We start from the raw sequence: 12,665 nt of genomic DNA, 5'->3' as shown, positions 1-12,665 counted from the left end.
TTTGCTATGGGTGGTATTTGACAAGCGAAAGGCAGGGGTGCAATCAGAAAGCGGAACGCCAACTGTTGAGCGCTTTAGACATGTCATTCGTGGTATTGATGACCTGCTCTCTGAACCACTTATGTGCCGGATCGTTATTCTGCTTTTTCAACCAGATGAGGTAATGAGAGATCGGTTGGTAATCGAAAGGTGGTTTGAATAACTGTAAATCAAAACGATCCTTAAACTGAATCGCCAATGACAGCGGCGCAACCGTGATGTAATCAGACTGACTGCACAGCAGTAAATTATTGAACAAAGAACTGCCGTGAATCACAATCTTACGTCGAGATAAGTCTAATGAGGTGTAGTGGCTCAAGCTTCTCACTTGGCGACGCGTCCTAGCCAAGACTGCATGTTGCTCACTCAAATACTGCGCTTCGGTGATCTCGCCTTTGATTCTCGGGTGTCCATTTCGACAAACAATCACAAACTCACTGTCATAGAGCTTTTCGCTAACCGTGCTGGGATGCTCAGGCAACACAATGTCGATCATCACATCAAACTTTTGAGTCAGGAGATCTTCGTGAACTTGATCATCAGTATCCGGTTGATCATAGACCTCTAGGGAGAGTCCTTGGTTAGGCAACTGAGAAAACCGGTTGAGCAACAGCCACTGCAAATGCTCTGGAACCGAAGCCACAAACCTGCGCTCTGTAGAGGCTTCATCAAACAATGTCATGCCTTGAAACACGCCGTTAAGCTCTTGGATCGGTGTTTTAACTTGTTCATACAAACTTTGAGAATAGGCGGTAGGCACCACTCCTCTTCCCTTACGAACAAATAACTCTTGTCCTATTTCTGCCTTCAAACGTGCCAATGCCGTACTAATGGTCGACTGATTGGTGCCAAGATGATCAGCGGCTTTACTCAAACTGCCTTGCTCCATCACCGCACAAAATACAGCTAATAAGTTAAAGTTCGGAATGTCATTACTCATGATTCTGTACTCATTAGGCGATAGATTTAATTATCTTATCGTAAAACCGATAGAATGAAACAACCGACGCCCATCGAGAAACAAAACTGAGAAGGAAACAGCATGCGGTACAGTAGAGCGCTTCCATTTGATGAGTAAAATACCACTTAAACACCTCGCGGCTATCGTGGCCAACCGTATGAACAGGACTCATGACGAACGCCAATATCGTATCTTGAGACAATTCTTAAATCGCTTTTACTCTCCGTCAGATTTTCACGACATTTAACGACCGATTCAACACAACATCGCTCAAATTGTCTCACTTATCGTGACACTGTGTCCCCGTACGGTTTATATACATTCCCATTTTGAACTCTACAATAGCGGGACATTAAAACGACCCACGGTATAGAAAATGAAAAACAATAAAATACTCCCGTTACTTCTTAGTTGCGCGGCAGTGGCTTACTCAGGTTCGGCTCTTGCTGAAGCCGAAAATCTATCTGTTACAGAAAAGCTATCTATTACAGAAAAACGGCCCGTTAAAGAAAAACTATCCGTTGAAGAAGCCGCAAAGAAATCGGCAAATCCAGTATCGGATGTGTGGATGCTGATCACTCAAAATGACTACACCTTCCTAGAGAAAGAAGATGGCCACCATGAGATGCAGAACCGCTTCAGCTTTCAACCGGTAATGCCTGTCCCTATTATGGATGGTGAATGGAACTTGGTGAACAGAATCGTCGCTAACCATTACAGTGCACCAGGTGATCGCGAAGACGGTGACTTCTTTGAAGGTCGTACAAACGGTATGGGCGATACAGTATTCCTATCTCTTGCAGCTCCAAACCGTGACGATGGCTTTATCTGGGGTGTGGGTCCGACCATGATTGCACCAACCGGCACTGATGGCTTAACTCAAGATAAATGGCAAGTAGGCCCTGCTGCTCTAGTGGCAAGGTTAGGTAAAGAAACTGGACAACCAATGAACATTGATAGTTGGAACGTCGGTATTCTTGCTCAGCAATGGTGGGATGTGGGTGGCAGCGACAGCGTAACCGAATCAACCAACCAAGCGGATATCCAATACTTCTTAAACTATCGAGTGAGCAACACAGCATTGATCGGCATGACACCCAACATTCAAATCGATTGGGAAAAGGACGGCTCAGACCGATTCACTGTGCCAGTCGGCCTTGGTTACATCGACATGTTTAAAGTTGGCCCAATGCCTGTGCGTTGGGGGATTGAACTTCAATACTACGTCATGAAGCCAGATGCGAATGTTGGCGCAACGAACCCATCAGAATACGTTCCCTACTCGCCAGATTGGAATCTAAAGTTCTTCGTTGCTCCAGTTACGCTGAACCCATTCAAATAACACCCCTGACGCTGGTCAAATTTTTTCATATTTTTTGGCCAGTCTTCCTGACGATTTTTTTACTCACTTCTATGATCCAAGCCAATTTAATCAACGAAATTTACCTCCCTAGTTTGAGCCTATTCAAATAAACGTGTCTATTCATCCAATCCCCCACCCATCTATCGTAATTACGATAATTCAAAATCGGATTCTCCGGTAGATACCACCTATAACACTTTCTATCATTCGGCCAACAAATCAATTCTTAACCTAAACAGCACACCTATAAATGTGTAGATAAATCGCGTTGCGCGCATCACGGAGGATGTTCCAAAAACCAATGCAAACCTATTCTCACAATGGTTAACGTTACTTTAAGAATGATTTCTTCAGGTCTAATTAGCCCTGTATTTTTGAGAATTCGTGGCCAGTTGTGGCGAATCGATTTTTAATTGTTATCTATTACTTTTGTTTATCACAACGTCATCGCTTTGACCGATATTCAACACCCTTTCAGATGCCATCTAAAAGTCTTGCCTCTCGGCTGCACGTTCTCTCTCCTTACTTTTTAGGTTGAGATATGAAATTCCTTAAAATTGTTCTGCAGAAAGTCTGGGCTGTGGTGATGGTTCTCATCAAGTTCTGTCTATTTATGGCACTCATGTTTGCAGGCGCTTGGGTGCTCGCTCCGATGGGTAAAATCCACTCTAAAGACATCGATCTTTCTCAGTTCAATAACCATCCGAACGAAATGATGATGACGTTCTTCCAAACTGAGTTCTTCTCCGGTTATCTATTTTCCGTAACGATGGCTGTAGTTCTTGCTGCGATATACGGCATGTGGCAGGTACACGAAGTCGGTGTCCATAAAGCGAAAGAACACAAAAGTGCTCACGTACAAATTGTCTTCGCACTCTCTCTTTGTGGCTTGTTCATTAGCAAAACCTTCTGGGTAATCGCACTGGTTATTGCACTCGCTAACTGGAAACACATCGGTCAATCGATCAGTGATGTGATTCGTCGCGGTGTTCAACCTAAATCAGTTAGGAGCGAGTCTGTTGAGAATGAGTCTGCTGGAAATGAGTCTGCTAAAACAGATACAGCTCCAACCAAAGACGAGAACAAGACAAGCGACGACAGCAAAGTAACCGCCGAACAAGCAACAGAAAAAGCAGAGTCTGAACAGACACCCACTGGAAAAGAGGCCGCATAATGAAAGAGATGATGATCCCATACATTCTGATTGTATGGTCCCTGTTCGCGACTGGCGCATTAAAAAAGAGCATTAAGAACTACACGTGGGCTGCGATTGGCGGTGCCGTGATTCTAGGTTTATTGGCTATCGTGTCTCGCCTATGGGCTCCGGTCGATATGACCAATTCGACAACGGTTAAAGCGCCACACGCTGTGATGTCTCCAATCTTTGGCCAGCAAATTGATGAAGTGTTTGTTGATCACAACCAAATCGTTAAGAAAGGCGATGTCATTTACACCTTAGTCGATATCGACTCAGCCGCAGACAAAGCGAAGATTGAGTCTGAGATCGTGCAAAAAGAAGAAGAGATCAAACAGATGTCTCGCGATTTAGATCGTGCAGAAACATCGCCTGAGATCTTCAACATGCGTGACGTGGAAAAATACAACTCAGACCTTCGCGTGATGCATGCTGAACTGACATCATTAAAAGCCGATCTACAGAAAGTAAACTGGGCGCAAGAGAAGAAAACCATCAAAGCAGAATTTGACGGTCAAGTATCGATAGTTAACATTGCTGAAGGCTCTGTGATGGGTAACATGCACCTTTACAACACCAGCAAAAAGTTCCTAGAAATGCGTATCTCAGATCAAACTTACGGCTATGTTCAAGTAGGTGATTTTGCAGAGTTCTTTGTGGATGCTTACCCTGGTCACGTATTCAGAGCCAAAGTTCATAGCTTTACCACAGGTACAGGTGAGTCGAGTATTTCTCCACTTCAAGGACCACAAAGCGTTGGCCAACACGTTGTGCAAAATGGTAATGGCCTAGGCCGTACTATCGTACTCGAAATCTTCGAGCCAGAAGGTTACAACATCCCAATTGGCGCAGCAGGATCAGCTTGGATTTCAGCTGAGAAGCCGCATCCATTCTGGGGCTTCATTGACGTAATTGGCGCAGCAACCGTTCGCCTACAATCGTACAAGTCTTACCTGGGCGCTTGGTAAACAAGTTACTCACTAACAGTTAAATAAAAGACAAACAAAAATACCCCGCTGGTCGGGGTATTTTTCTTGTGCGCACATATCCTCATAAAGCCCTACACTCCGGATAAAAGTCCTCAAAAGAAACAGCCCACCGGTTCCTTCCTCAGTATAAAAAGACAGTATTAACTAAACCCTATTTGCATCTAGCTTAAAACACCTAAACATAAATCACAGACAAACAATTATAACAACCAAAATGGCGAGGTATTTATGGGAGCAATGTTTTAATTCTAACAATAAGACATCTGTTTTCGTTCAAAAAACACACTAATTACAAATGGTTACAAAATTCGCTATAAAATTGATTTAAAAACAACCTGTTTAATCTAATCACACACGAAAAGTGTGATTCTCTGCCATTCTTCGAAAAAAATTTATGCTTAAATACGATAAATATCAATTAGAGATGGAGGGATAACGTGTCTGCAAAAGCATTCGGTGACTTTTATTGTTACTTACACTGCCTCAATTTACTTTCAATCAAAGAACAGGGATTAACCCCCAAAGAGTATCTTAATGATGTTCGAAAAGAGCCTTTTTACTATCGTGGCGGTTCTTCTAAAGAAGCACAACAAAAGTGGGCAGAGCGCATCTTGGATTCAGTCTACAAATATCACGGCATTCAAGGAGACGGGCCAAATGGACATAATGATCTCTTGATACGAGAAGGGATCGCATCAAAAGCTCGCTATAAAGTAAAGGCGGATGCAGATTTCAACGTGAATCCCGGATTGAATGAATCTATCTCAATCCTAAACACCATAGGGAACCAAGTACTTGAACGTGTTCTTCCGTCGGCAGGCGCCAAGTTAAGCGAAGCGTTAACTCTGCTCTCTAGAGCCAAAAACGTGTCAAATACCGCACCTTTTAAAATGCAAGTCAGCGGTTATGATGTCGTTGCGCCTATAGCCGATTACACAGTGTTATGTGAGCTCGAAAGTGCGTTAGAAAGCCGTCAAGTGATCTCTTTTGAATATGAAGGAAGCCGATGTGAAGTCGACCCTTATGCATCATTTGTGTACCAAAAAGCCTTCTATCTTGTCGGCCGAGAGCGCTATAGAAAAAATGCTGAGAGCAGTTCGATGCTCAGCGAATATCGGACGTACACAGTTCATAATATTGATCATGTTGAAATTCATCCAGGTCAGAGTTTTTCAATGGGTAACCAAGAAAGCTTTTGCCTTACAACTTACCTTTCGACAAGTAATGGAAAAATGGTCAATGGTGGTGAAACCTATGAAGTGCTGTTAAAAATGACAAGAGACACAGATGGGAACAACCGGTTTGTCGACGAGTACAAACTCAGTGAATGTCAGAGTATAGAAGAGACCGCTCATAGTCATTACATTGTAAAGGCTCAAGCTCGTGATAGCGTAGATTTCAAAAGATGGCTCATTAACAACGCCGATTGCGTTGAAATTTTAAAGCCGCTCAAACTACGTACGGATGTAATACACGACATTAAACACGCAATGAACGTTTATGCCCATTAGATTTAAACATCACCACATATGAAGTTCAATATTGGCTCATCCAATATTAATTCAATAAAAAATAACTATTGTTAGTTATGTTAAAACGAAAAACATAATCAAGATAAATAATACTTTTACATTATTACAAATATATTAAATTTAGTGATTTCTTTGATTTAGACAGAAAATGTCAGGTTTTGTTGCCACAATACCATTCTAAATAAAAAACAATTAGGCTTAACTGTGATAGACAATATAAAAAGATCATTTATTGATGAGCTTTATCACCTAAATTATAAATCAAACAGCTTAGTACATCGTCTTCCTTTTTATTGGTATCGACCTTTAAAAATATTTAGCCGACTGCTTGCTTTACCTGTAATTTTATTTTTCTTGGTGTAAAAGTAATGAACCGTAATTTATCAAAGGTAGAATGGATTCTGCTGGCAATAGCTGCGACTTTTCTAGGCTTCAGCTTGTTTCTCTACTACTCACTCTGTAAAAATCTATTCTCTGGTGGATTCAATGACATCATTGAAATCATTGTAGTTTTAGGGCTATTTTATTGCTCATTTGTTATAGCAAACTACAGTATCACCATGCTTGCTGAAAGATATTGCAGTCGGAGAAACCGTTATGAAGAGCTTTAAGGTCCTTCTTTCGGTATCGACTTCGCTTGCGTTCTGGATATTCGTGCTATTTTATTTTTTTTCTAGCTCGATCAATACCAATACTGGATTAAGTATGGCGCCTACCTTTGAGGGAAAATACTGGACAACAGTAAGTGGCGTTCGACCTGGTCGATATACACCAGAGTATGGCGATGTCATTAGATTTCAACACCCACCTAAACACCGAAGTGAAAGTATAACCTTTAGAAAAAGAGTTATTGGAATACCTGGAGATACCATCACATTAGACAATGGCGAACTTTATATTAATCATACTAAGGTATCACATGGAGTGACTAAAAAAGAGAATGGATACGTTTATATAAAAGAACAAATAGGTAATAGCCAATATAATGTTAGGTATCTCAAAGAAGATTCGAACATACTTGAAAACAGTATTACTTGGCATGTGCCTGAAGGAAAATTAATTGTTTTAGGCGATAACCGAGACTACTCATACGACTCAACCTATGAGAGTTTTGGTTATGTCGATATTAACAGCGTCAATGGTGTATATAACAAAGTTTTACTCAACGTCGCTAATGGCAATCGTAAGTTCAATTGTTCATTAACAATGGCAACTAGCTATACGCCTTTCCACAGGACATGTTAGAAAGCTCCCTGCTATCAATTCTCAACCAAAGCCATAATCTATAAGTTATGAGCTTTGAGCTTTGAGCTTTCAAAAATAAGCAAAAAAAACCGAGCTATTCAACATGGCTCGGTTTTTGGCTTGCGCTCGATTTACCTCACAAAAAAGGCAGTGGAATCAGTTCTAGCCCGAGGACGCCACTGATGCTCATCACCACCAGCAGAGAGACCTTGAAGACGGTCTTTGACCACTGAATGTAGTTGAGGCAATCGACTTTGCGAAATGTCACTTTGGTCCACATAAAGCAAACCGCCGCCGACACCACTAAGTATTCATAACCCGCTTCTCCGAGTAAGAACAACGCCAGAGCAACTGCGCCAAAAGCAACCACATACGCTTTCATATGCTGATGTGCTTTGTCGACACCCTCTTTGACTGGTAACACAGGAATGCCTGCATCGCGGTAGTCTTGAATGCGGAACATCGCAATTGCATACGAGTGTGGCATCTGCCATAAACAGAACATGATGAACAATAGAACGGCTTCTAAGCTCAGGTAGTTCGTGACACCAAGGTAGCCAACTAGCGGCGGAACCGCGCCAGAAATACTGCCCACTAAGGTGCCGTAAACGGAATTACGCTTGTACCACATGGTGTAGAAAAAGACGTAAAACACATAGCCAAGCAACACCACCACCGCAGACATAGGATTAACGAATTGAAACAGCAACGCCGTGCCAGCCAACAACATGACTAACGCATAGATAAATGCGACGTCTGTGTTGATATTGCCCTGAACCAATTCACGGTTCTGGGTTCGTTTCATTTTCTGGTCGATATCTCGATCAAAGATGTTGTTCACCACACAACCTGATGCAATCACAAACCCTACACCCGCTAACGTTGTCAGTAACAACATCGCACTGGCTGGTTCTGTTTTCGCGGCGAGGAAGAACCCCGCCGCAACAGAAATCAGGTTGCCGAAAATGATGCCCGGCTTGGTAATAGACAAATAACTTTTCAGCATACCCTAGCCTACAACTTCATGTTGACGTTCATGTTGTAGATGATCCATACCGAGCCAGCGATAAGAATCAATACAACAATGGCGGTAAACATCAGTGAGACCAAGTTCCAACGCCCATCGGACGATTTCGCTTCCATGTGCAAGAAGTACTTAAAGTGCACAAAGATCTGTACCAACGCACAACCGAACAAGATCACGTAAGTTTCAGTGCTTGGCAGCGCATGTGCCCACACAATGTAGAACGGAATAATGGTTAGAATCAGTGACGCAATAAAGCCTTTCACGTAATCCGTTGCACCGCTGTCTAGATGCTGTTCCATTACATCACCCCCATTAAGTACACGATGGTAAATACACAAATCCAAACGATATCAAGGAAGTGCCAAAATAAGCTCAGGCACTGGAAACGCATCGACATGTTGTCGTTCAAACCTTTAGTTGAAAGCTGGTGATATGCCACCGCCATCCAAATCAGACCGAACGTTACGTGCAAACCGTGTGTGCCGACCAAGGTAAAGAACGCCGAAAGGAATGCACTCTCTTGAGGGCCATAGCCTTCTGCAATCAAATGATGAAACTCATACACTTCCATACAGATAAAGGCTAAGCCCAATACGAACGTAACTTTTATCCATCGCTTCAGTCCAGTAACGTCTTTGCGCTTCATTGCAATCATGCCAAAGCCAAAGGTGATACTACTGAACAGCAGCATCATGGTTTCGACAAACACGAACGGCAGTTCAAAGATGTCTTTGCCTGTAGGCCCAGCAATAGAGCCACTCTCAAGCACGGCATAAGTCGCGAAAAGCGTGGCAAACAGGACACAGTCACTCATCAAGTAAACCCAGAAGCCAAACAACTTGTTGCCCGCAGCTTCGTGGTGATGATCATGCGAATGTGCAAGATCATAAGTGTGTGACGGAGTATTAGCTTGCATACGTCGTCTCCAAATCATCTTTATTTTTGTTGTTATCACCGTCAGCGCTGTTACCACGACCAGAGTTGTCGCCTTTCACTGACTGTTTCTTCGCTTCTTCAAGCTGTGCACGTCGAGCCGCTTCAATCGCTTTGATCTCTTCAACTTCCACGTAGTAGTCCACATCGTCGTTGTAGCTGTGTTGAATACACGTCACCACGATGCCCACTAGGCTTGCCGCCGCTAGCCACCAGATGTACCAAATCATTGCGAAGCCAAATGCCAACGCCCATGCAGACACATAAATGCCTGTCGGTGTATTCTTCGGCATGTGAATACGTTCGTATTCTTCTTCCTGAGTTGGATCAAACTCACCACTTTGCTTTTGATACCAGAACGAATCGATCTCATCGCCCTTAGGCAGTTTTGCAAAGTTGTAGAACGGCGGTGGTGAAGACGTTGCCCATTCGAATGTGCGTCCGCCCCACGGGTCACCGGTTAGATCTCGGTTTTGGTCACGGTCACGAACACTCACGTAAATCTGCACGAACTGACAAACAACACCCATCGCAATCACGCCCGTACCTGCAGCCGCAACCGCCAGTAGTGGGAAGAATTCAGGGTTGATGTCTTGGCTCAAACGACGCGTCATGCCCATAAAGCCCAGAGCGTAAAGCGGCAAGAACGCCATCAAGAAACCAATGATCCAACAGTAGAATGCGCGTTTACCCCAAAGCTCGTTCAGAGTGAAACCGGTCGCTTTCGGGAACCAGTAACCAATCGCAGCAAAACAACCGAAGACAACACCACCGATGATTACGTTGTGGAAGTGAGCAATCAGGAATACCGAGTTATGCAGAATGAAATCCGCACCCGGAACCGCCATCAATACGCCCGTCATACCACCAACGGTAAAGGTGATTAGGAAGCCCACCGTCCACATCATTGGCGTGGTAAAGCGGATACGTCCTTTGTACATGGTGAATAGCCAGTTGAAGATCTTAACCCCGGTTGGAATAGAGATAATCATGGTCGCGATGCCGAAGAAGGCATTCACGTTGGCGCCAGAACCCATGGTAAAGAAGTGATGTAGCCAAACCACAAACGCAAGGATGGTGATAGCAACTGTCGCCCATACCAGTGAGGTATAACCAAACAGTTTTTTACGAGAGAAGGTTGCCGTCACTTCAGAGAACACACCGAAGATAGGCAAGATTAGGATGTACACCTCAGGGTGTCCCCATGCCCAAATCAGGTTCACATACATCATCACGTTGCCACCAAGGTCGTTGGTGAAGAAGTGCGTGCCGATATATCTATCCAAAGTCAGTAACGCGATGGTTACCGTTAGGATTGGGAAAGAGATGATGATCAGGATGTTGGCACACAGAGATGCCCAAGTGAATACTGGCATCTTCATCATTGGCATGGACGGAGTACGCATGCGCAAAATGGTCGCGAAGAAGTTCACACCCGTTAATGTGGTACCCACACCGGATATTTGCAGCGCCCAGATCCAATAATCGACCCCGACTCCCGGGCTGGCCTCAATGCCAGAAAGCGGCGGATACGCCAACCAACCCGTACGGCCAAATTCACCTAAGCCCAGTGACATGTTGGTTAGGATGATACCCACCACAAACAGCCAGAAGCTCAGGTTATTCAGATAAGGGAATGCAACATCACGAGCACCAATTTGCAGCGGCACGATGATGTTCATCAGGCCGATAACCAAAGGCATCGCAACGAAGAAAATCATGATCACGCCGTGAGCCGTGAAGATCTGGTCGTAGTGATGTGGCGGTAAATAGCCTGTCTCACCGGCTGCAGAAAGCAATTGCTGACTACGCATCATGACCGCATCGGCAAAGCCACGAACTAACATCACCATTGCCACAGCAATGTACATGAAGCCCAATTTTTTGTGGTCTACAGACGTAAACCATTCATTCCAAAGGTATTGCCACTTACCTGCTTTTGTTACCGCATACACCACTAAACCGCCCACTAAAGCGATCATGGTTAAGGTGAATAAAATAATGGGTTCGTGGTAGGGAATTGAGTCTAGAGTTAATCTTCCAAACATGACGATTATCCTTGGGTTTCCGGCAAACAGTTCATTGAACCAGGGTGCTGGGTCACGACATCAGTGAATAAAAATGGTGGGATACTGGAGAAAAAAGTCACAGGTTCAGCAACACTTGGCGCAGCCAATGAACGGAACTGATCCCAATCTTCAATACGGTCTGGGCTAGCTTTCACTTTTTCCACCCAATTTAGAAACGCCACTTGGTCAGGCATAGCTGATGCAGTGAATTTCATTTGAGAGAACCCTTTACCACTGTAGTTCGATGCAAAACCTTTGAAGTCACCTTCATGGTTAGCAATCAAGTTCAGCTTGGTCACCATTCCCGGCATCGCGTAGATCTGCGAACCAAGGCGCGGGATAAAGAACGCGTTCATGATGTTGTCTGAAGTCAGCTTAAACGTCACCGGTACATCTTTCGGGAACGCCACATAGTTAACCGTCGCAATGTTTTGCTCCGGATAGATGAACAGCCATTTCCAGTCCAGAGAGACCACTTCGATCACCATAGGTTGCACATCACTTTCCAGAGGCTTGGAAGGCTCCAGTTCGTGTGTTGAACGCCAAGTGATGGTGGCAAGAATCGCGATGATGATGATTGGAATCGTCCATACCACCACTTCGATCTTGGTTGAGTGCGCCCAGTCAGGTGCATACTCTTCTGTGGTATTACTTTCGCGGTATCTATAGGCAAAGTAGATGGTCATCAGAATCACAGGGATGACGACAATCAGCATCAGCAACAGAGCCGTAATAATCAGCTCCTTTTCCTGAACGCCAACGCTACCTTTTGGGTCGAGCAATGCGGAGTTACATCCTTCGAGCATCAGGACGGTTCCCACCAAACCAATCCTCGACAGATTTGCTCTCGATAAAATGCGTTTATATCTTGAAGCTTCCATTAACTTTCTCGATGGTTATCCAGCCTCAGAACGAACGCCCGAGTACTGGTTGTCATGGTCATTAGAATATTTATGTGTTGAGCATGTGAAACGACGCATCTCAAAGCGAAACGGAATTAGCCACTATCTTGAACAGTAGACAGTTGAACAGTCGATAGTTGAACCGTTGAACTGCCAAGTTATAACGGCAGTGCTGCGCAGTCGAAACATTGCCGCACGGTTAAAACCACACAAAAAATATGACTTAATTGTTACACTTTGAAATACATTGTTACATTTGGCGCATTATGAGGAGTTGAAATTGAAAGCTCACCAAACAAACTTGGAAACTAACCTTCCAGTTATGAAAGTGAGATATGGAAAATTGACGCAATTCAGACGCACGACATAGGCGTGCCACACGAGTTGAGCCATGTGCGGAAAAGGATTAA

12 protein-coding genes are annotated in these 12,665 nt (G+C 44.0%); 6 read left to right on the top strand and 6 right to left on the bottom strand.

What is annotated here, in order from left to right; all coding sequences use genetic code 11:
- Positions 1-43: 43 nt before the first annotated feature.
- On the bottom strand, positions 44-979 hold the full coding sequence (locus tag QUF19_RS05440) for a LysR family transcriptional regulator (RefSeq protein ID WP_286297086.1): 936 nt from the start codon (positions 977-979) through the stop codon (positions 44-46).
- Between the two features lie 397 nt (positions 980-1,376).
- On the opposite strand from QUF19_RS05440, the gene QUF19_RS05435 reads away from it, so the two are divergent.
- The 6 genes from QUF19_RS05435 (at position 1,377) to lepB (ending at position 7,324) form a co-directional block, all read left to right on the top strand.
- Positions 1,377-2,342: a hypothetical protein gene (locus QUF19_RS05435; protein ID WP_286297084.1), complete on the top strand. Its 966-nt coding sequence runs from the start codon at positions 1,377-1,379 to the stop codon at positions 2,340-2,342.
- 562 nt (positions 2,343-2,904) lie between these two features.
- The gene (locus QUF19_RS05430; protein WP_286297081.1) at positions 2,905-3,537 is read left to right on the top strand and encodes a magnesium transporter; all 633 of its coding nucleotides are present in this window, start codon (positions 2,905-2,907) and stop codon (positions 3,535-3,537) included.
- The gene (locus QUF19_RS05425; protein WP_286297078.1) at positions 3,537-4,526 is read left to right on the top strand and encodes an efflux RND transporter periplasmic adaptor subunit; all 990 of its coding nucleotides are present in this window, start codon (positions 3,537-3,539) and stop codon (positions 4,524-4,526) included. Before QUF19_RS05430 ends, QUF19_RS05425 begins: the two co-directional genes overlap by 1 nt.
- 458 nt (positions 4,527-4,984) lie before the next feature.
- Positions 4,985-6,058 carry a helix-turn-helix transcriptional regulator gene (locus QUF19_RS05420; RefSeq protein WP_286297075.1) on the top strand — a complete coding sequence of 358 codons (1,074 nt, stop codon included), beginning with the start codon at positions 4,985-4,987 and terminating at the stop codon, positions 6,056-6,058.
- A 389-nt stretch (positions 6,059-6,447) separates the two neighbouring features.
- Entirely contained in the window at positions 6,448-6,690 is a 243-nt protein-coding gene (locus QUF19_RS05415; protein ID WP_286297072.1) for a hypothetical protein, read from the top strand.
- A complete protein-coding gene (gene lepB, locus QUF19_RS05410) occupies positions 6,677-7,324 on the top strand; it encodes a signal peptidase I (protein ID WP_286297070.1) in 648 nt (215 codons plus the stop codon). Before QUF19_RS05415 ends, lepB begins: the two co-directional genes overlap by 14 nt.
- Positions 7,325-7,460: 136 nt before the next feature.
- Here the strand turns inward: lepB and cyoE are convergent, their stop codons facing one another.
- The 5 genes from cyoE to cyoA are packed head-to-tail and all read right to left on the bottom strand — an operon-like array spanning position 7,461 to position 12,234.
- Positions 7,461-8,330, bottom strand: a complete 870-nt coding sequence (gene cyoE / locus QUF19_RS05405; RefSeq protein WP_286297068.1) for a heme o synthase — start codon at positions 8,328-8,330, stop codon at positions 7,461-7,463.
- An 8-nt stretch (positions 8,331-8,338) separates the two neighbouring features.
- Positions 8,339-8,650, bottom strand: coding sequence for a cytochrome o ubiquinol oxidase subunit IV (gene cyoD, locus QUF19_RS05400; RefSeq protein WP_016786088.1), 312 nt, complete (start codon positions 8,648-8,650; stop codon positions 8,339-8,341).
- On the bottom strand, positions 8,650-9,285 hold the full coding sequence (gene cyoC / locus QUF19_RS05395; RefSeq protein ID WP_076671315.1) for a cytochrome o ubiquinol oxidase subunit III: 636 nt from the start codon (positions 9,283-9,285) through the stop codon (positions 8,650-8,652). Before cyoC ends, cyoD begins: the two co-directional genes overlap by 1 nt.
- Complete coding sequence (gene cyoB, locus QUF19_RS05390) at positions 9,257-11,332, bottom strand: cytochrome o ubiquinol oxidase subunit I (RefSeq protein ID WP_286297062.1); 2,076 nt, start codon at positions 11,330-11,332, stop codon at positions 9,257-9,259. Before cyoB ends, cyoC begins: the two co-directional genes overlap by 29 nt.
- A 5-nt stretch (positions 11,333-11,337) precedes the next feature.
- Positions 11,338-12,234, bottom strand: coding sequence for a ubiquinol oxidase subunit II (cyoA, locus tag QUF19_RS05385; RefSeq protein ID WP_286297060.1), 897 nt, complete (start codon positions 12,232-12,234; stop codon positions 11,338-11,340).
- Positions 12,235-12,665: the final 431 nt, after the last annotated feature.

The sequence above is a fragment of the Vibrio sp. FE10 genome, assembly GCF_030297155.1.
Taxonomy (GTDB): Bacteria; Pseudomonadota; Gammaproteobacteria; order Enterobacterales; family Vibrionaceae; genus Vibrio; species Vibrio apostichopi.
The sequence above is the reverse complement of the archived record's forward strand: the minus strand, read 5'-3'. Positions and strand labels throughout refer to the sequence as shown.

What these genes read in the sequence shown, in the direction of transcription:
- cyoA (WP_286297060.1), bottom strand. Translation starts at nt 12,234, where the DNA reads ATGGAAGCTTCAAGATATAAACGCATTTTATCGAGAGCAAATCTGTCG.
- cyoD (WP_016786088.1), bottom strand. Translation starts at nt 8,650, where the DNA reads ATGGAACAGCATCTAGACAGCGGTGCAACGGATTACGTGAAAGGCTTT.
- cyoC (WP_076671315.1), bottom strand. Translation starts at nt 9,285, where the DNA reads ATGATTTGGAGACGACGTATGCAAGCTAATACTCCGTCACACACTTAT.
- lepB (WP_286297070.1), top strand. Translation starts at nt 6,677, where the DNA reads ATGAAGAGCTTTAAGGTCCTTCTTTCGGTATCGACTTCGCTTGCGTTC.
- QUF19_RS05430 (WP_286297081.1), top strand. Translation starts at nt 2,905, where the DNA reads ATGAAATTCCTTAAAATTGTTCTGCAGAAAGTCTGGGCTGTGGTGATG.
- cyoE (WP_286297068.1), bottom strand. Translation starts at nt 8,330, where the DNA reads ATGCTGAAAAGTTATTTGTCTATTACCAAGCCGGGCATCATTTTCGGC.
- QUF19_RS05440 (WP_286297086.1), bottom strand. Translation starts at nt 979, where the DNA reads ATGAGTAATGACATTCCGAACTTTAACTTATTAGCTGTATTTTGTGCG.
- QUF19_RS05425 (WP_286297078.1), top strand. Translation starts at nt 3,537, where the DNA reads ATGAAAGAGATGATGATCCCATACATTCTGATTGTATGGTCCCTGTTC.
- QUF19_RS05435 (WP_286297084.1), top strand. Translation starts at nt 1,377, where the DNA reads ATGAAAAACAATAAAATACTCCCGTTACTTCTTAGTTGCGCGGCAGTG.
- QUF19_RS05415 (WP_286297072.1), top strand. Translation starts at nt 6,448, where the DNA reads ATGAACCGTAATTTATCAAAGGTAGAATGGATTCTGCTGGCAATAGCT.
- cyoB (WP_286297062.1), bottom strand. Translation starts at nt 11,332, where the DNA reads ATGTTTGGAAGATTAACTCTAGACTCAATTCCCTACCACGAACCCATT.